Origin of the sequence: Neobacillus sp. 204 (assembly GCF_046562815.1) — a bacterium.
In the GTDB taxonomy this organism is placed as follows: Bacteria; Bacillota; Bacilli; order Bacillales; family Cytobacillaceae; genus Neobacillus.
On record NZ_JBJORY010000009.1, the window covers coordinates 196,009 to 215,620 of the forward strand.

At 38.9% G+C, this 19,612-nt stretch carries 16 protein-coding genes and 1 other annotated feature; of the genes, 5 read left to right on the plus strand and 11 right to left on the minus strand.

Going from position 1 to position 19,612, the window contains the following annotated elements:
* Window positions 1-37: 37 nt before the first annotated feature.
* Window positions 38-257 (minus strand) — a binding site (T-box leader).
* A 146-nt stretch (window positions 258-403) separates the two neighbouring features.
* Window positions 404-3,229, plus strand: a complete 2,826-nt coding sequence (locus tag ACJ004_RS19605) for a transglycosylase domain-containing protein (RefSeq protein ID WP_410894820.1) — start codon at window positions 404-406, stop codon at window positions 3,227-3,229.
* A gap of 139 nt (window positions 3,230-3,368) precedes the next feature.
* Here ACJ004_RS19605 and acsA read toward each other — a convergent pair whose 3' ends face one another.
* Window positions 3,369-5,087, minus strand: coding sequence for an acetate--CoA ligase (acsA, locus tag ACJ004_RS19610; RefSeq protein WP_410894821.1), 1,719 nt, complete (start codon window positions 5,085-5,087; stop codon window positions 3,369-3,371).
* 223 nt (window positions 5,088-5,310) lie between these two features.
* Here acsA and ACJ004_RS19615 point away from each other — a divergent pair, with 223 nt between their 5' ends.
* From ACJ004_RS19615 to ACJ004_RS19625, 3 genes are read left to right on the plus strand one after another with little or no spacing between them, the layout of a single operon-like run.
* The gene (locus tag ACJ004_RS19615) at window positions 5,311-5,943 is read left to right on the plus strand and encodes a GNAT family N-acetyltransferase (RefSeq protein WP_410894822.1); all 633 of its coding nucleotides are present in this window, start codon (window positions 5,311-5,313) and stop codon (window positions 5,941-5,943) included.
* A gap of 45 nt (window positions 5,944-5,988) precedes the next feature.
* Window positions 5,989-6,636, plus strand: coding sequence for an acetoin utilization AcuB family protein (locus tag ACJ004_RS19620; protein ID WP_410894823.1), 648 nt, complete (start codon window positions 5,989-5,991; stop codon window positions 6,634-6,636).
* Window positions 6,633-7,805, plus strand: a complete 1,173-nt coding sequence (locus ACJ004_RS19625; RefSeq protein WP_410894824.1) for an acetoin utilization protein AcuC — start codon at window positions 6,633-6,635, stop codon at window positions 7,803-7,805. Before ACJ004_RS19620 ends, ACJ004_RS19625 begins: the two co-directional genes overlap by 4 nt.
* A 45-nt stretch (window positions 7,806-7,850) precedes the next feature.
* Here the strand turns inward: ACJ004_RS19625 and ccpA are convergent, their stop codons facing one another.
* From ccpA to ACJ004_RS19650, 5 genes are all read right to left on the minus strand, one after another.
* Window positions 7,851-8,849 carry a catabolite control protein A gene (ccpA, locus tag ACJ004_RS19630; protein ID WP_410894825.1) on the minus strand — a complete coding sequence of 333 codons (999 nt, stop codon included), beginning with the start codon at window positions 8,847-8,849 and terminating at the stop codon, window positions 7,851-7,853.
* Between the two features lie 250 nt (window positions 8,850-9,099).
* The gene (locus ACJ004_RS19635) at window positions 9,100-10,179 is read right to left on the minus strand and encodes a bifunctional 3-deoxy-7-phosphoheptulonate synthase/chorismate mutase (RefSeq protein WP_410894826.1); all 1,080 of its coding nucleotides are present in this window, start codon (window positions 10,177-10,179) and stop codon (window positions 9,100-9,102) included.
* 262 nt (window positions 10,180-10,441) lie between these two features.
* The gene (ytxJ, locus tag ACJ004_RS19640) at window positions 10,442-10,774 is read right to left on the minus strand and encodes a bacillithiol system redox-active protein YtxJ (protein ID WP_410894827.1); all 333 of its coding nucleotides are present in this window, start codon (window positions 10,772-10,774) and stop codon (window positions 10,442-10,444) included.
* A gap of 93 nt (window positions 10,775-10,867) precedes the next feature.
* Window positions 10,868-11,362: a YtxH domain-containing protein gene (locus tag ACJ004_RS19645; protein ID WP_410894828.1), complete on the minus strand. Its 495-nt coding sequence runs from the start codon at window positions 11,360-11,362 to the stop codon at window positions 10,868-10,870.
* Between the two features lie 20 nt (window positions 11,363-11,382).
* Complete coding sequence (locus tag ACJ004_RS19650) at window positions 11,383-11,844, minus strand: DUF948 domain-containing protein (RefSeq protein WP_410894829.1); 462 nt, start codon at window positions 11,842-11,844, stop codon at window positions 11,383-11,385.
* Window positions 11,845-12,067: 223 nt separating this feature from the next.
* Here ACJ004_RS19650 and ACJ004_RS19655 point away from each other — a divergent pair, with 223 nt between their 5' ends.
* Window positions 12,068-13,183 carry an aminopeptidase gene (locus tag ACJ004_RS19655; protein WP_410894830.1) on the plus strand — a complete coding sequence of 372 codons (1,116 nt, stop codon included), beginning with the start codon at window positions 12,068-12,070 and terminating at the stop codon, window positions 13,181-13,183.
* 219 nt (window positions 13,184-13,402) lie between these two features.
* Here ACJ004_RS19655 and murC read toward each other — a convergent pair whose 3' ends face one another.
* From murC to ACJ004_RS19680, 5 genes are all read right to left on the minus strand, one after another.
* Window positions 13,403-14,704, minus strand: a complete 1,302-nt coding sequence (gene murC / locus ACJ004_RS19660; protein ID WP_410894831.1) for a UDP-N-acetylmuramate--L-alanine ligase — start codon at window positions 14,702-14,704, stop codon at window positions 13,403-13,405.
* 235 nt (window positions 14,705-14,939) lie between these two features.
* Window positions 14,940-17,279 carry a DNA translocase FtsK gene (locus ACJ004_RS19665; RefSeq protein WP_410894907.1) on the minus strand — a complete coding sequence of 780 codons (2,340 nt, stop codon included), beginning with the start codon at window positions 17,277-17,279 and terminating at the stop codon, window positions 14,940-14,942.
* Between the two features lie 285 nt (window positions 17,280-17,564).
* Complete coding sequence (locus ACJ004_RS19670; RefSeq protein WP_410894908.1) at window positions 17,565-18,353, minus strand: DUF1444 domain-containing protein; 789 nt, start codon at window positions 18,351-18,353, stop codon at window positions 17,565-17,567.
* A 261-nt stretch (window positions 18,354-18,614) separates the two neighbouring features.
* Window positions 18,615-18,929, minus strand: a complete 315-nt coding sequence (locus tag ACJ004_RS19675; protein WP_410894832.1) for a thioredoxin family protein — start codon at window positions 18,927-18,929, stop codon at window positions 18,615-18,617.
* Between the two features lie 128 nt (window positions 18,930-19,057).
* Complete coding sequence (locus ACJ004_RS19680) at window positions 19,058-19,567, minus strand: DUF84 family protein (protein WP_410894833.1); 510 nt, start codon at window positions 19,565-19,567, stop codon at window positions 19,058-19,060.
* Window positions 19,568-19,612 lie beyond the last annotated feature (45 nt).

Here is a 19,612-nt window from a genome sequence, read left to right on the forward strand (position 1 = left end):
TCCATTTTGGTAAAAAAATAAAACGCCCCTGCAAAAATGCAGGGACGTAAAATTACGCGGTACCACCCAGCTTGAGGAAACGTTCCTCCAACTCAAAAAATTAACGGTTTAGACCGTTCTCCGCTACTATTTATCATCTTTCACAGAGAAAGCTCAGGGGAGTAATTCATTCTTCTATATGTATCAGCTTGCACCACCGCCGACTCTCTAAGAACAGGGATAGAAGAACTACAGTTGGTTCCCTTCACAGCTTTATTATTAAATTCATGTATAGCTTTTTTTACCATATTTCAAGCTTTCTGTCAAACTCAACTGGAAATTTCAGATAAATGTAGAACTTTGTCATTTTTTATACCTTTAATATGCTATAATGGACTTGATTTTAGATGAGGTGATACTATAGATGGTTGATAAATTACAAGCATGGATGGAAAAAGCAAAATCCGTACTCAACATATTTACCCATAAAAGAACGGTTAAAAGTGCACGAATCACATATCAAGTCGTTTGGAATATGTTTCTCCTTGTATTAACAGTGGTAATTCTTGGCGGATCATTTGCGACTGGAGTGGGTGCTGGTTACTTTGCCTCTCTAGTAAAAGATGAACCTGTTCGATCCTATGATAGCATGAAAAAAGATATCTACAATTACACGGAAACATCTGAATTATATTTTGCTGATAATATTTATCTCGGCAAACTTCATACCGACTTAGAACGGGAAGAAGTAAAACTGAATGATGTATCTGATGATTTGGTAAACGCAGTTGTCGCAACCGAAGACGAATACTTTTACAAGCATAAAGGTGTGGTTCCCAAAGCCGTATTTCGGGCTGTCTTCCAAGAAGTGACAAACTCTGCTGTTCAATCGGGAGGAAGTACGCTTACACAACAATTAATTAAAAATCAAATTTTAACTAATGAGGTCTCTTTTCAAAGGAAAGCGAGTGAAATCTTACTTGCTCTTCGTTTAGAGAAGTTTTTTGATAAAAAAGAAATTCTTGAAGCATATCTTAATGTGGCTACGCTTGGAAGAAATTCGTCTGGACGAAACATTGCTGGTGTCCAAGCCGCGGCAAAAGGAATCTTTGGTAAAAAGGCGAGTGATTTAACACTCCCTCAAGCAGCCTTCATTGCAGGATTGCCTCAAAGTCCATTCGGATATACTCCTTTTACGAATGAAGGTACTATAAAAGAACCAAAATATCTTGAACCAGGTCTTACACGGATGAAAACCGTCCTAAAGAGAATGTTTGACGGTGGCTATATTAACCAAAAGCAATATGCTGAGGCCTCAGCCTACGATATTAAAAAGGATTTTATTAAACCGGTTGCAAACCCACTGGAAAAATACCCTTGGCTAACTGTCGAAATTGAAAAGCGTTCCATTGAAGTTTTGACTACTGTGTTAGCAAAAAACGATGGGATTCCAGAGAAAGAGTTAAAAAACGATGATAATCTAGCATATAAATATCAAATCATGGCTAGAAATGCTTTACGTCAAAATGGATACAAAATTCATTCAACAATCGACAAAAAAGTATATGATGCAATGCAAAAGGTAAAGGATAATTATCAATATTACGGACCTGATAAACCTCAAGAAAAAAAGGATCCAGAAACCGGAGAAATCAAAACAGTTATGGAACCTGCTGAGGTTGGGGCAGAACTGATCGAAAACAAGACTGGAAAGATTATTAGTTTTGTCGGTGGAAGAAATTATGATGATCAGCAGCTTAATCACGCTACCAGCGCCATCAGACAAAACGGTTCAACCATGAAACCACTTCTTGTCTATGCGCCAGCGATTGAATTAGGAAAAGCAGCCCCGGGGACACCGCTGCCTAACGTAGCATTAAGTCTGAATCCTGGCAGTAGTGCGCCATGGCCACAAAACTACGACTATCGATACAGCGGATTGGTTTCAGCTAGATACGCCCTGGCGAAATCCTATAACGTACCAGCGGTTAAACTTTACAAGAGTATCGTTGACCAACGTCCTGCCAAGTATCTTGAAAAAATGGGATTTACCTCTTTAAGAAAAGATGATTATACAAATCTAGCTACTTCCATTGGTTCAATGACAAATGGGGTAACGATTGAAGAAAATACCAATGCGTTTAGTACCTTTGCAAATGATGGAAAATTTATTGATGCCTATATGATTGATAAAATTGTTGATAAAAACGGCAAGGTCATCTATCAGCATACAGTAAATCCAGTCAAGGTCTTTAAACCGCAAACTGCTTATTTAACCATTGATATGATGCGAGATGTGGTTAAAATGGGGACGGCAGCAGGAGTTAGAAGCCAATTAAACTTTAGTAGTGACTGGGCAGGGAAAACGGGAACCGGAAATCAATATATTGACTCCTGGTTCGTTGCTTCAAACCCTAATGTCACTTTTGGACTTTGGAGAGGATATGATACACCTAAATCACTCCAGACATCAGGAATGTCCTATAGTGCAAGAACCAATACCCTATGGGCAAAGTTAATGAACGCTGCCTATAAAATAAAACCGGATCTAATTGATCCAAATACGTCCTTTAAAATGCCAAAAGGAATTGTGAAACGATCATATTGTGCTGTTTCAGGCATGCTTCCTTCTGCGGCTTGTTCAAAAGCCGGCTTGATTGAAAGTGATTACTTTAATGTCAATAATGTCCCAACAAAAGTAGATGATAGCTTAATTGAAGCAAACTATGTTATGGTAGACGACAAAAAATATTTAGCCTTGGATTCCACACCAAAAGAGTTTTCCCAATTTGGGCTCATCTTAAATCCTGACTTTATTAAACGAATCGTTGGAAGTAACTTTCATAATTACAGTCAACTAATTCCACAAAAGGATCGTTGGGGAAAAATTCTCGTTTCAACCGCAAGAATGTCTGATAACGGAAAGAACCCTGATAGTGTTAACTTAAAGGTAAAAGGTAATACCTTAACGTGGTCAGCCTCGGCAGATAATGATGTTGTTGGTTACCGCATCTATCAAGGCGGATTAATTTCTAAAAAAGTAGGCAGTGTAGTCAATAGTTCTAAACGATCATTAGAAGTTGGTACTGGTTCCTTTTATGTAACGGCAGTTGATATTGCTGGTAAGGAGTCTGCCCCGTCGAATCTTGTTGATGCAGGGGTTATCATACCACCGGAACCAACTAATCCTGTCGTACCAAATGATCCAAACGTTCCAACTGAACCGACTGATCCACCAACCACCCCTTAAACAAGAAACCCGTATCGAAATGAATGTTTCGATACGGGTTTCTTTGTTAATTTTTTTACCACACTTCATCCAAATACTCTACTAAACACTAAAAAGCCAGGCTACTAGCCTGGCTCTAAACATTCTCTATTATGTTTTATTAATCCTCCATCGTAGAAAGGTCACCAGTTGGCAGGTTTAGTTCCCATGCCTTTAATACACGTCTCATAATCTTACCGCTTCTTGTTTTAGGCAGTTTATCACGGAAATCAATTTCGCGTGGAGCTGCATGAGCGGCCAATCCTTTTTTCACAAATTGACGGATTTCTTCTTTTAGTTCATCTGTTGCCGCGTAACCGGATCTAAGCGCAATGAAGGCTTTAATGATTTCCCCGCGAACTGGGTCTGGTTTTCCGATTACACCTGCTTCAGCAACGGCAGGATGCTCGACAAGCTTGCTTTCTACTTCAAACGGTCCAACACGCTCTCCTGAGGTCATAATGACATCATCCACACGTCCTTGGAACCAGAAATAGCCGTCTTCATCCATATACGCTGAATCGCCAGATACATACCAGTCACCTGGCATAAAGTAAGATTCATACTTCTCAGGGTTATTCCAAATCGTATTCATCATGGAAGGCCAGCCTTTTTTAATGGCTAGGTTCCCCATCCGATATGGCGGCAGTTCATTTCCTTGATTATCAACAATTGCTGCTTGTACACCTGGAATTGGTTTCCCCATCGATCCTGGCTTAATCTCCATACAAGGATAATTGCTAATCAGTTGAGCCCCGGTTTCCGTCATCCACCAGTTATCATGGATCCGCTTGTTGAATACCTTTGCCCCCCATTTAACAACCTCTGGATTTAAAGGTTCCCCCACGCTTAGGACATGACGGAGGCTGCTTAGGTCAAATCTCTTAACCAACTCATCGCCAGCACCCATTAACATCCTGAACGCCGTTGGTGCACTGTACCAAACAGTAACTCCGAAGTCTTCAATCATTTGATACCAAGATTCCGGACTAAAGCGCCCGCCCACAATCACATTCGATGATCCTGTTAACCATGGGCCAAAGATACCGTAAGAGGTACCAGTCACCCAACCTGGATCAGCAGTACACCAGTAAACATCGTCCTCTTTTAAATCGAGCACCCATTTAGCTGTTTGGTAATGCTGAATCATTGCATTATGTACATGCAGGACACCCTTTGGTTTTCCAGTCGATCCTGATGTGTAATGCAGGATAAGTCCGTCGGTTCTATCTACCCACTCAATTTGAAGATTCTTACTAGCAGTTTCAAACTTCTTCAAGAAGTCAATATATGGTCCTTGTTCATCTACATTTTTACCAATAAGGAAAATATGCTTTAATGCCGGCAGGTCTTGAACAGGAACACGATCCAACAGTTCAGGTGTCGTGACTAAAACTTTTGCTTCACTGTCTTGCAAGCGATCCCTAACAGCCCCTTCCATGAAGGCCTCAAATAAAGGGCCAACAATCGCACCAAGCTTAATAGCACCCAAAACCGTAAAGTAAAGTTCAGGAGAGCGCGGCATAAAAATAAAGACACGATCACCTTTATCGACATCCCCGAAAGTTTTTAGCACATTGCCCGCTTTGTTGGATAGTTCCTTCATTTCCTTAAATGTGTACTTCTCATTTCTGGAACCATCGCGATAATATAAGGCTACTTTATTTTTCCGGAAGGTTTTTGCATGACGGTCAATAGCTTCATAAGCCATGTTGACAAGACCTGTTTCACTCCAGGTAAAATTCTTTTCAGTTTCCTTCCAGTCGAAGTCCCTGTACATTTCTTGATAATTTACTAGATTATGCTCCCCTTGTACAACTGGTAACGCTTCCACTTTCATTTAATTCTCCCCCTTTGATCTTATTTTTAATTATTATAGTACAAATATATACTATTCACAATTTTTTAAAAAGTAAATTATATACATATTTTATTTTTACCTACTAAAAGCCTAGAAAATCCTAACTTATAAGACTGAAAATTTTGTGAAGTTGCTTTTCAATGATAGATTTTATGTATAATAGAATGGAGTATAGATTGATTTTCCCAAGGTAGGTGACCGTATGGAACACAAAAAGACATACAATGCCAAACAATTAAAAACACCTCATGGTTCCCTTATTATCGAAGGACCAATTATTGCAGATAAACTATCTGGCTATGAATTCCACAATGATCTTATTGCATTCCGCCAGCCTGCACAGCAGCATCAGGCCTTAGTTGGAATTGCGAAACTTCCTGAAGGAAGGATTATCATTGCCAGACATCAAAATACCATCGTTGGTTATGTAACCTTTCTATATCCTGATCCGCTGGAACGATGGTCTGAAGGCAAAATTGAAAATTTAATCGAATTAGGTGCAATCGAAGTCATTCCGCAATATCGAGGCTCTTCAGTTGGTAAAAATCTTCTCATTGTCGCAATGATGGATAATGCGATGGAAGATTACCTCATTATCACGACAGAGTATTATTGGCACTGGGATTTAAAAGGTACTAAATTGAATGTGTGGGAGTACCGAAAGATCATGGAAAAAATGATGAATGCGGGCGGTCTTGAATGGTATGCAACCGATGACCCTGAAATTTGCTCACACCCTGCCAACTGCCTTATGGCACGTATGGGGGAAAGAATCGATCGAGATACTATCCAAAAATTTGATCGCCTCAGATTTATGAACCGTTTTATGTATTAACTCATTATTGTACATGATATTTGCTTAGGTAAGGAGGATTTTCTAATGATAGTAGAACAAATCATGAAAACAGATGTTGCCACACTTCTACCAACAGATACCATTGCGGATGCCATTCAATTAATGGAGTCAAGAAAAATTCGTCATATCCCTATTATCAACCAAGAAAAACATTTAGTTGGTCTTGTCACAGTTTCTAAAATCCATGAGGCAACTCCATCAATTTTCCACACAAATGAGCATCTAGAAGATTTGAAAAAGCCTATTGACGCAATTATGGAGCGGAATGTTATCACCGGGCATCCACTGGATTTTGTCGAGGAAGTAGCTGGCCTTTTTTATGAGCATAAAATCAGTTGTATTCCCATTATAAATAACCGAGAATTAGTTGGTATCGTTACTGAAACAGATTTACTTCGGACATTGGTAGAACTAACCGGTGCTCATCAACCAGGTTCACAAATTGAGATTAAAGTCCCTAATCTTGCCGGTAAACTTAGTGAAATAACCACTGTGATTAAAAATCGGAAGGCAAATATTTTGAGTGTTCTGGTTTATCCAGATAAGTTGGATGAACAGTATAAAATACTTGTGATCAGATTGCAGACAATGAATCCTACTGTGTTAATTCAAGATCTTAAACAGGCAGGCTTTCATGTCCTATGGCCAAATCTTCCGGGGATTTCAATATGAGTGATAGATGTTCCTTTATTTTTTCGGATGAACTGCTGAAATATAAATTCGGCAACCAACATCCTTTTGATCAATTCCGGCTCAAATTAACAGTGGACTTATTAGACAAGATGAATGCACTTAACCAAGAAGATGTCATCCCTCCAAGAATGGCCTCTGATGAAGAGTTAGCCTTAATTCACGATCGTAGTTACCTAGACGCTGTAAAAAAGGCAGGGAATGGTCATTTGCCAGCAGAAATAGCCGAAAACTATGGTCTCGGTACAGAAGATACCCCTATATTCCCTAACATGCATGAAGCAAGCGCCTTACTTGTTGGTGGAACTTTAACAGCTGTCGATCAAGTTATGACTGGAAAAGCCCTTCACGCTCTCCATCTAGGCGGGGGATTACATCATGGATTCAGGGGAAAAGCATCAGGATTTTGCGTGTATAATGACAGTTCGGTCGCCATCAAATATCTACAGGAAAAATATAATGCTCGTGTTTTATACGTGGATACAGATGCACATCATGGAGATGGGGTTCAATGGTCCTTCTACGATGATCCAAAGGTATGCACACTGTCAATCCATGAGACAGGTAGATATTTATTTCCTGGTACAGGAAACGTAAATGAGCGTGGTCAAGGGTTGGGCTATGGTTATTCATTTAACATCCCGGTTGATGCTTTTACCGAAGATGAGTCGTGGATTTACGCCTATACACATGCACTAAAAGAAGTGGCTGAGTTTTTTAAACCTGATGTAATTCTTACCCAAAACGGGGCAGATTCACATTATTTGGACCCTTTAACACATCTCTCTTCAACTATGAGAACCTATCGAGAAATCCCAAGACTTGCCCATGAAATTGCCCATCAATATTGTAACGGGAAATGGATTGCTGTTGGCGGCGGCGGGTATGATATCTGGCGGGTGGTCCCAAGAGCATGGGCCCTTATTTGGCTTGAAATGACAGAAAACTCAAATTGTTATGGAAGTTTACCGAATCAATGGGTAGATTCCTGGCAAAAGGACTCTCCAGTTATTTTACCTAAAGAATGGGACGATCCAAAAAATTTATATACCCCCATTCCGAGAAAAGCAGAAATCACCGAAAAGAATTTATTAACTCTTGAAAAAGCACTCTACCCGATTCGAAGTCAACAAAAAAGTGAATCCATATAAAAAAAGGGGATGACCGAATTAGTTTGGCCATCCCCTTTTTACCATTTATTTTGTGGATTTACGATGTTCAATCCGGTGTGGGAGAACCACAATTTGTTCTGACACCTTTTCTTTGTTCATTAATTTCGTTAAGAGTCGCATGGCAACCGCACCAATATCATATAATGGCTGAACAATCGTGGTTAGCTGAGGGCGCACCATTAGTGAAAGCCTTGTATTGTCAGATGTGATTACCTCAAAATCCTCAGGGACCTTATAGCCTTTGTCCTCTGCTCCATGCATAACACCAAGAGCCATTTCATCAGAGCCAACTAAGATTGCCGTAGGTCTATCTGAAATCTCTAATAGCCTTTCTATTGCTTCAATTCCAGAGTCGTAGGTATAATCGCCTTCAACTACAAGGTCCTCATTATAAGCAATTCCAGCTTCTTGTAAGGCCCTTTGATACCCTCTCAGTTTCTTAATTGTATTCTTAGGTTCATGAAGAGGTCCAACTACAAAAGCAATATTCTTATGACCTTTTTCAATAAATTCCTTGATGGAGTCATATACCGCTTCTTCATAGTCAATATTGACAGAAGGCATCGTGTTAGACTCTTCAATGGAACCCGCAAGCACGATTGGTACAGGTGACTTTTCAAATTCCTCGACATGATCTGCTGTTATATTGCCTCCCATGAATACTAAGCCGTCCACTTGTTTGCCAAGCATTGTATTGAGCAAATGTAATTCTTTATCTTTGTTTTGGTCTGAATTGCTTAAGATGATGTTGTACTTGTACATCGTTGCAATATCTTCAATACCACGAGCTAATTCAGCAAAAAAGATATTTGAGATATCAGGAATAATTACCCCGACTGTTGTTGTTTTTTTACTAGCCAATCCTCTAGCCACAGCATTCGGACGGTAGCCTAGTCTTTCAATAACTTCTAACACTTTTTTTCTGGTCACTGGCTTAACATTTGGATTTCCGTTTACCACACGGGAAACAGTAGCCATTGAAACATTTGCTTCTCTTGCGACATCATAAATTGTAATATTCACTTAACACACACTCTCCTAAAACGAACATTGTTTTCATTATTTTACAACAGGTTGTATAAACTTAATCATTTGTTTTTATTTTTGTTTTTGTTTGTGAGAACCTAAACAATCTTTTGTATTATATAATGATACGATAAGAAGGTAAAAGCCGCAATTGCATTTGTCAACATTTTTCGCTAAATTACTAAATATTATCAAAAAACCTCCTGCAATTTAGTTGCAGAAGGTTTTTATTTCCATTTACTTGTAATTAAAGTCGAACGTAGTTGGACGCAAGCAGCTCGTTATAAAATTTATCGAACTGATTAAGATCCATTTGCTGCTTTTGATCTGAAAGTGCCACAGCTGGATCTGGATGAACCTCTGCCATAACACCATCTGCCCCAATCGCAATGGCAGCTTTCGCACAAGGTAATAATAAATCTCTTCTACCTGTAGAATGCGTTACGTCAACAAACACTGGTAAATGTGTTTCTTGCTTAAGAATCGGTACGGCAGATATATCAAGGGTGTTTCTTGTAGCGCGTTCGTAAGTTCTTATGCCACGCTCACAAAGAATAATTTGACCATTTCCTTGTGACATAATGTACTCGGCAGCATTGATAAATTCTTCGATTGTTGCAGCAATCCCTCTTTTTAACAATACCGGTTTATTTACAGATCCTGCTGCTTTTAACAGTTCAAAATTCTGCATATTACGTGCCCCAATTTGAATGACATCGATATAATCAATCGCCATTTCAATATCGGCAGGATTAACAATTTCACTGATTACTGCCATATCAAATTCCTTTGCCACACGTTTCAGGATTTTTAATCCCTCAACGCCCAATCCTTGGAAATCATATGGAGAGGTTCTTGGTTTATAGGCTCCACCACGAAGAAGTTTTAAGCCTTTTTCTTGCATTGATTTCGCGACGGTTGCCACTTGTTCATAGGATTCGACTGCACATGGACCAAAAACAAAGTGCGGTTTGCCATCACCAATCTTTTCACCATTTAAGGTAACAATGGTATCTTCAGGCTGTTTTTTTCTAGAGACGAGTAATGCTTTACTATGGTCATCCTGTTGCAGGTCTAAGCCTGCTTTAAAAATCTCTTTAAAAATATGGTCAATCGTCGAATTTTCAAAAGGACCATCATTATGCTCTTTAATAACATCAAGCATCTTTCTTTCACGCACTGGGTCGTAACGGTATACCCCTTGGTTTTCTTTAACCCGGCCAATATCTTGAACGAGCTGTGCCCGTTCATTAATTAACCTCAACAATTCTAAATTTAGCTCATCAACTCGCGTCCTCAATTGTTCCAATTCATTTTTTTTGCCCATCCTTCGTCCCCGTCCTTTCTTTTGCTAAACAGATTTCCTTTAAGAAAATTCTGAGTGCATTTGTGTTTGTCAAAAGGTTAACGTGTCCAACCCTAAGATTTCAAATATTTTAATAATTAGGGTTATTATAGCGGAAATGTTATTGTTTGTCATCATTTTTTTCTTTAATGATTAAACGCTTTTATGCGCTAAAGTGTTTTGTTAGATATTAAAACAATATCAGCTTGTCCAATAAATGTAAAACTCTTAGGCTCGAAGAAAATTATTGATTTTCACCATAAGCACCAGTTAAAGAACGACTTGTTATTTTCCAGTGAGAGGCATTCCATAATACCTCACCGTTTGAAAACAGGATGGTTTGTGGCGATTCATGTTTAATTTGGAATTTTTCTGCTACTTCATTAGACAATGGACGTGAATCCTGAACGGCTAAGAAATAAGTGGGGACAGACTGATTTTCATTTGCAAATTTTTCATATTCCTTATAAGCTGCATGGCTAATTGGACATGTTAAACTATGCTTTAAAAGGAAAAACTTACTCTCCTTTTTTACTACTTCATCAAATTGTTCAATTGAATCAATTTTCTCTAACATCGGTACATACCTCCAGAAATGAAATAAACGGTGAAGTAATTTTATCACTCCACCGTTTCTATAACAAATAAACTGATTTAACTCGTTGATTTTTTAAAGTTTGACCTTGTTTTCTTCCTCTTCAAAAGCTTTTTCAGCCTCTTCAAGTTTTCTTCTTATTTCAGAGCTATCAAGGGTTCCAATTTCGATGGAATTCTTTGATTTAATCTTTTCTTTCGGAGCATGAATGGGAATATAAGTTGATTCACCTTTATCCTCCACAACGTCATGACTTGTTATTTTTCCCTTTACCTTATTCAATAATCCTGAAGATTGTAGGACGATTCCTTGGGACAAGGAGGAACCTTTAGAGACTAATTCATTGCTTTTGCTCATTACATTTTCACTTATTGTCGATGTCTTATTGATGATAGAACCAGCTTGGTTACTAAACTTATTCCGAAGATCCTTTCCCGACTTAGGAGCCAAAAAGAGTGCAACAGCAGCACCAACCACTCCTCCGATAATTGCACCAAGCAGAAAGCTATTGGATGACTCCTCATTTCGAGTTTGATTCGTCTCTCTTGAATCAAATTCCCTATTTGACATCTTCATTACCTCCTTATTTTCTAATGGGATCTAACCTTCTTGCCTTCATTTAAGCTAACACTAGTTTTTTGTTGCTTTCTTAACTGCCATTTATCCCTTAATTCTAGAATGACATTACTCCATTGAACAATTTGCGATATTTTTTCTTTACTTTCCTCTACTTGTTTATCAACATTTTTCGTAATGTTTTGTAGGGTTCCATTGAATTTAGTGACTGTTGTGCCCACGTCTTTTACCGATTCAACGACACTAGTTAAACTTTCAGATTTCTGTTTAAGGTCATCAGCTAATGCGTTTGTTTTTTGTAAAAGAATGGTGGTTTCGGCTGTTACACCCTCCAACTGCTTTTCTAATCCATCTAAAGTTTTCGAAACGCTAGTAAGTGTAACTTGAAATGATTTGAGTGTTGTCGATAAAAATATGACAAGCACAAAAAACGCGATTGCTATCAAGGCTACGCTTAAGTATAAAATAATTTGCATCGTGCACCTCCGCCTTAATCCTATCAATATGTATTTCCCATCGAGTATAGATATAAACCTCGCTAATTATCTTATACTACTTCCATATTTTTGTCCTCTTTTCCTGCTCCATCTTCTAAAAAATTTCAACTAGGTATGGGACAAAAGTTTTATTTTTCAACTTTATGGCCTGATTCGGTTACAATAAAAGTGTACTTAGATAATTTTTTTGGAGGCGTAAAAAATGAAAGATCCTCGTATTGAGAAACTAGCAAAAAACTTAATTAATTATTCGGTCCAGCTTCAAAAGGGAGAAAAGGTGTTAATTGAAAACTTTGGGCTCCAGCGAGAACTTGTGACCGCTCTCGTGAAGGAAGCCTATTTAGCTGGCGGATACCCATTTGTACTGTTAAAGGACCATCAGGTGGATCGTTCGCTCTTATTTGGTGCACAAGAAGAGCAATTTAACATGATGGCAGAATTCGAAGCAAATGTGATGAGTAAAATGGATGCATACATAGGCCTTCGTTCCGGTGATAACATCAGTGAACAGTCAGATGTTCCAGATGATAAAATGAAGGTTCATGGAAATACCATCGGAAAAAAAGTTCATCGTGACATTCGTGTTCCAAAGACAAAATGGGTTGTCCTCAGGTACCCGACTTCTTCCATGGCACAATTAGCAAAAATGAGTACGGAAGCCTTCGAAAACTTCTATTTTGATGTTTGTAATCTCGATTATGGAAAAATGGATAAAGCAATGGACAGTCTGAAAGACCTAATGGACCGAACAGACAAAGTTCGAATCACAGGTCCAGGAACAGACCTTAGCTTTTCCATTAAGGATATTCCAGCTATTAAATGTGCCGGCCGATTAAATATTCCTGACGGTGAAGTTTATACGGCTCCTGTTCGTGATTCGGTCAATGGGGTAGTTACTTATAACACACCTTCACCATATCAAGGGTTTACATTTGAAAATGTGAAGTTGACTTTCCGAGATGGGAAGATTGTTGAGGCGGAGTCCAATGATTCTAGTCGTATCAATAAAATTTTTGATACAGATGAAGGAGCGCGCTATATTGGAGAATTTGCGATTGGGGTTAATCCATTTATCCTCAATCCAATGCAAGATATCTTGTTTGATGAAAAAATTGCCGGCAGTTTCCATTTTACACCTGGGCAATGTTATGACGATGCCTTTAATGGCAACCATTCCAATATCCACTGGGATATGGTTAATATTCAAAGACCTGAGTATGGCGGCGGAGAAATCTATTTTGACGATGTATTAATCCGCAAAGATGGTCTGTTTGTTCTTCCTGAATTAGAAGTTTTAAACCCAGAAAACTTAAAGTAAGAAAAGCGGAAGCGCCCGGTCAGCGGCGTATGGACTGGAGCCCTTTGACTGAGATAAAGGAAACACGGAGAGCGTAGCGATTCGATGTTGACTTATCGTAGGGAAAAGGGCGAAGTACACTAGCCGTTGGGCGCTGGAGCTAGACAGTAATCTAAGTTCAAAATCCTATCCTATCTATTAACAAACAAGGATGCCAACTATTGCTGGCATCCTTGTTTGTTATTTAATTAATTGTTTTTCATATGATTCCTGGAACTTTTGAATGTCTCCAGCACCCATAAAAATAATTACACTGTTATCATAGTCATTTAATACCGAAGTATTTTCTTCAGAAATGACTTCAGACCCCTCGATTCGTGCCTGTAGGTCCTTGATTGTTAATTTTCCATGATTCTCACGAGCGGACCCGAAAATCTCACATAAATAGGCTTTATCTGCCTCTCGTAAACTCTTGGCAAAGTCTTCAAGAAACGCTTGAGTTCGTGAAAAGGTATGTGGTTGGAATACCGTCACAATGTTTCGATCAGGATATTTTTGCTTAGCAGCATCAATGGTAGCTTTGATTTCGGTTGGATGATGGGCATAATCATCGATTAGTATTTGCGACCCGATTCTCTTTTCCGAAAATCTCCTCTTTACTCCTTGGAAGGTAGTTAATTGGTTCTTGACTACGTCCACATTAATTTCTTCATAATGACACAAACCAATAACGGCAAGTGCGTTTAATACACTGTGATCGCCGAAGGTTGGAATGCTGAATGTATCATAGAATGTATTACGGATAAATACATCAAAAGTCGTCCCATTGGTTGTTTTCACAAGGTTTTTGGCTTGATAGTCATTTTCCTCGCCAAAACCATAGAACAAGACGGGAACCTTTGCCTGGATTTTTTGAAGCTGTTCATCATCGCCATAAGCGAAAATTCCTTTTTTCACTTGAATGGCCATCTCTTGAAATGCCGAAAAGACATCATCAATATTTGCAAAATAATCGGGATGATCAAAATCAATATTAGTCATAATCGCATAGTCAGGGAAGTATGACAAGAAATGCCGTCTGTATTCACAGGCTTCAAATACAAAATATTCGGAGCCTTCTTTCCCTTTACCTGTCCCATCACCAATTAAAAAGGAGGTCGGCTTAGCCCCTTCCATCACATGGGCCAGTAAACCAGTTGTGGACGTCTTCCCATGCGCACCAGTAACCGCGACACTAGTAAAGTTCTGCATAAAGTCACCCAAAAAGCGATGGTAACGCACGATAGGAAGCCCTAATTTCATCGCCTCTTGAATTTCTTCATGTGTATCTGGAAAAGCATTCCCTGCAATAATCGTCATTCCTGGCTTGATATTCTCCTTTTGGAAAGGAAGAATCGTAATCCCTGATTGCTCAAGGGCCAGTTGTGTAAAAAAGCGCTTTTCGACATCGGAGCCTTGCACCTGAAATTTCATATCATGTAGAATTTGTGCGAGTGCACTCATTCCAGACCCCTTTATACCGACAAAATGGTAAATAGTCATAGAAGAACCTCCAACAACGTCTATCTGTAAAACAGTATATGACATCTGTCTGTATTTGCTAACAAGAAAAAACGGAGTGCTATTGTACACTAAAAACTTCAATAATCTCTCCAAAACATATTAAATAATTATATCATTATTCTGCCTGAAAAACTATGTACAAACAAATTCTTTCAATTCTGCTTAATAAGAACAATATATATTATTTGTCCATGTCATTAAAGAATACTATAGATTAATTATTTGCACTAGCCTCTTGAATGGATTCTAAATCTGCTTCAGTAATTAATACTTCACGGGCTTTACTTCCATTTGCACTAGTAATATATCCATTGGTCTCAAGCAAATCCATCAATCTCGCCGCCCGGTTATAGCCAATTTTAAAGCGCCTTTGCAGACTAGAAGTGGATGCACCGCCTTGGTCAATAATAAATTCGCAGGCATCATAAAACAGTTCATCTTCATTTTCCGTTACTTGAGCTTTTTTTAATAATTCTTCTTGCTCAAATAAATAATCCGGTTCGCGCTGTTCCCTTACGTGACCTACAACGAGATCAATCTCTTCATCCGAGACAAACGTTCCTTGCAAACGGACGGGTTTAGAGGAACCATTTTCTAAAAATAACATATCGCCGCGGCCAAGTAACTTTTCTGCCCCGCTAATATCAATGATTGTGCGAGAATCAACTTGAGAAGAAACCGAAAAGGCAATTCGAGTTGGAATATTTGCTTTAATTAATCCGGTTATCACGTCAACCGATGGCCTTTGTGTGGCAACAATTAAATGAATCCCACAAGCTCTTGCTTTTTGAGCAATTCTACAAATAGCTTCTTCCACATCTGCTGGGGACATCATCATTAAATCGGCTAACTCATCAATAATAATAACAATAAAAGGAAGTTTATCTGCATACTGTTTATGTTTTATTGCCAACTCATTAAAACGGTTAATGTCACGAACACCCGTGTGAGCAAATAACTCGTATCGTCTTTCCATTTCGTCGACCGCCCATTTTAATGCAGCAGTTGCCGCCTTAACATCCGTAATAACAGGACTGACAAGATGTGGAATACGGTTGTATGGTGCAAGTTCGACCATTTTTGGATCAATCAATAAAAGCTTTAAATCTTCCGGTCTGGCTTTAAATAGCAAGCTAACTAAAATGGTGTTAATGCAAACACTCTTCCCTGACCCCGTTGCCCCAGCAATCAAACCGTGTGGCATCTTCTTCAAGTCTGTTACAATCGGTTTTCCGGCTATATCAAGGCCAAGCACCGCTGTTAATGGAGAGGTAGATTCTTTGAAGGTGCTGCTTTGGATAATTTCGTTAATGAATACAGGGCGCGACTTTTGGTTAGGAACTTCAATCCCAATCGTATGTTTTCCTGGTATTGGAGCTTCCATCCGAATATCTCTTGCGGCAAGGCTTAATTTAATATCATCACTTAAATTGGTTATTTTGTTTACCTTGACACCTGGCTCCGGCTGAACCTCAAACCTAGTAACGGAAGGACCTTGTGTTACATTGACGACACTTGCCCCCACATTAAAGTTTTTTAATGTTTCGTTTAAAATCTCTTCTTGTTCTAATAACCATTTAGTATCATTCACTACGGTAACAGGAGGGTTAAGCAAACTAGATGTTGGGAGTACATAATGTTCCTCATCTGTTTGTTCCTGAATGTTCTCTTCCTTTCCCGGGAAGAGGTCGATCACTTGGTTCGCCTTTTCTGGCTGCATATTTCCCGTATGCGGCACAACCTGAGATTCCAATGCCCTTTTTCGCTTTCGTTCTTCCCATTTTTGTTTATCTTGTTTTAACATCATCACATTAAATGGCAAATGGGAACGCTCAGGTACATTCGGTTCTGGTTGAGTCTCTTCTTCTGTTATAGCCTCTTCTTCAGCTAATGAATCATCCGCAGCTGCTATTAATTTATTTACCTCTTCATTTTCAGCTTCTGACTGAATTTCATCTATTGTATCTTCTTGTACTTCTTCATGTTCGATCAAATCTAGTAGGTTCTCTGTCTGAATTGGAGTTAGTAATGCAAGTTCGGTTTCTTGCTGTTCTGAAGAGTTGATTTCTTCGATGGATTCCACTAATTCTTCCTGATCATTTTCTCCACTTGTTGATTCCACTTTGAGAACTTCTATAGCCAGCTCAGATCGGCCCGTTAGCTCAATTTCAGTCGGCTTTTCTGGCTCAACCATACTGTCAATTTGATTTTTATCATCCACTTCTAAAAAATGGCTTAATTCATGCTCCACAATTGTATTCGTATTTCTTGGCCGATTAAATCCAAAAACGGGTGAAGGAATTTCTGTCGGTTGGAATGGACCGCTCTTTTTAATCGATGACTCTTTTTTAATTTTAGGCACTTCCTGTTTAACCGTTTGAACTTCAGGTTTTTCCCTTATTGTTCGTTTGTCGGGTTCTGGTTGCCTATTTATTCTTTTTTGGCGTAATGTTTCTTCCTTTGCCTTTGGAGTTTCCTTAAGTTTTGGTGGATGAATAGGATGATTTCTGCCTTTTGGGTATTGATAGGAAACCTTTGTCTCTAGATCCTTCATGCTTTCCTTTTTGTTTAGAAACGGCAGACCTTCATGTTTATGTAAAATGGAACCTTCAAATTCCTCATCATCCTCTTCGTCTCTTCTTAATTTTTGAAATAGATTTTGGAACCAGCTCAAAACAATCACTCTTTCTACTAACTACTTTAAATCTATCACTCTATTTTATCAGTTTTTTATCTTTTTTCGACATAATTCTTTTAAATGAGTCCAAATACATGTAATCGGAAAATTGCTAGAATGAAAAAAGATCACTGGATTATTGTGATCCTTTTTCTATTGTGATTATTTATTTTTTCCTAAAATAAAAATAGGTTCTAATTCACCATTTTCATATAAAAATGATAAAGCTGTAATTGGCACATGGCCATTTGCAAAAAAGCTCATTGCCATTTGCGCCATTACATCATAGCCACGATCATTACGAATATCAGCAATAATTAGCACGTCTTGATGTGGAACAGCAAGAACCATCGTTCCCGTTATCTGCTTCTCGATTTCAGTTAAGAACACCTTATTTAAGATCCGACTTGCATCATATCCATCATTGGTGTTAAGAAAGTAAAAGCTATTGCCGGCGACCTGATCTTCTTTTAGGGAAGTGGAAAGTGATCTTACGTTAAATAATGCAATTTCCTTAATCCTCGTCGCTTCCCAGCCCTCTTTTGCCATGATACGTGAGTCAATTAACCGGTAGGTATTTCCTTGATCAAACGCGTAATAAATTTTTGTTTCCGCAGTGTGCTCGTCAATTAAAAACGGAACTCCCTCTTCTGCTTCCGTAGGGAAGGACGAGGAGCGAATAACAGGGAAGATTTTTTTTTCATGATCGGTTAATTGAACAGCGTCCTCCATAGCACGTAGTCCTTCTTCGATATAATAAACCACTTCATCGATGGCTTTTTCCTTTTTGACATGCCATTTGGCAATAACCCCAGGTAGGGCAACAGTTATTCCTTTGCCTGAGACTTTACTTTCAAATCGCAGTTGATCTTTCTCTCGATCATAAGAAATTACCCGGTCTTCTCCAGCCAAACGCTTTTCTAATTCAGTTTTCATTTTTCTACTATCCATTTTCATTTTGAATCCCTCCATTTTAGGAGCTGCCGAGTCCATTTTACATGAAAAACCCTCCATCTCAAAGTGATGGAGAGTTTCTTACTTATTATTTTAGCTCTGTTAAACTTATCTGTTGATTTCCGCTCCAGGTGCTTTGCTTTCCGCGGGCGTGCCGGGGGGAGCCTCCTCAGCGCTTAAGCGCCTGCGGGGTCTCCCCGGCCCCGTACTCCCGCAGGAGTCTTCGCACCTTCCGCTCCAATCATCTGGGTTCAAAATTTATTTTAAACCAGAAATAAAGTCTTCTATTTCTTCTTGCGTTTTTCGGTCTTTACTTACAAATCTGCCCAATTCGGTCCCATTTTCAAATGCGATAAAACTTGGGATTCCAAAGACATCTAATTGCTGGCAGATATCAATAAACTGATCTCGATCAATATGAATAAATGTATATTCATTAAATTTAGATTCTATTTCTGGTAAAATCGGCTCAATTATTCGACAATCTGGACACCAGCCTGCTGAAAACATGAAGATTGTTTTCCCATGATCGCGCAGCTGTTCAAATTGGTCTACTGATTCTAAATTCTTCAAAATCAACGCCTCCGTTTATTTCTTTGCGTTATTCTATGCTTTCTTCTTAAAGAATAGCAGTCATACAGCGGTATAGTCCAATCTTTTGCATTGAACGTTTTGAGTTAAGAAGCCCTTACTAAAGCTTTTTACCGGCTGGAATAATAAGTATATTGCCCAACTAAGAGCTTCATAAGATGTGTGAACATATCCACCCGATTTATGGATCCATTGGTAAAAATTCCGACCGCGCCTTCATGCTTGCTGACATTTTGCATTTTCGCATAATCATTCATTACTGGTCCCAATTCCTCTCCATCTCTTAGCCTTGCTGCCACTTCTTCCGGGAGAAGGAGTCTAGCTCCACCTGCAATATACGGTTCTCTCTCATTTACGGCAAGAGCTCCCCAGTTACAGATGAGCAATCCAAAACTCGTTTCCTGAACACCGCCTTCAAGACCAATCCCAATGTCGCCATTTCCCTGTTTTAATGCACCCACTGCTCGATTTATTGCACCTTTAATTGTTTCTTCATCAGAAAACGGCTGCTCATTAACACCAGATGGTATATCTAAGTCAACAAACTCATTATGATTAGGAAAACAATTTTTCACTGCATTAATTTTAGCAGGATTCTTTGACCCAATGATTATTTTCATGATAAGTACCCCTAGTAAAGGGAGCAATAAAATGCCCCCCAAAAA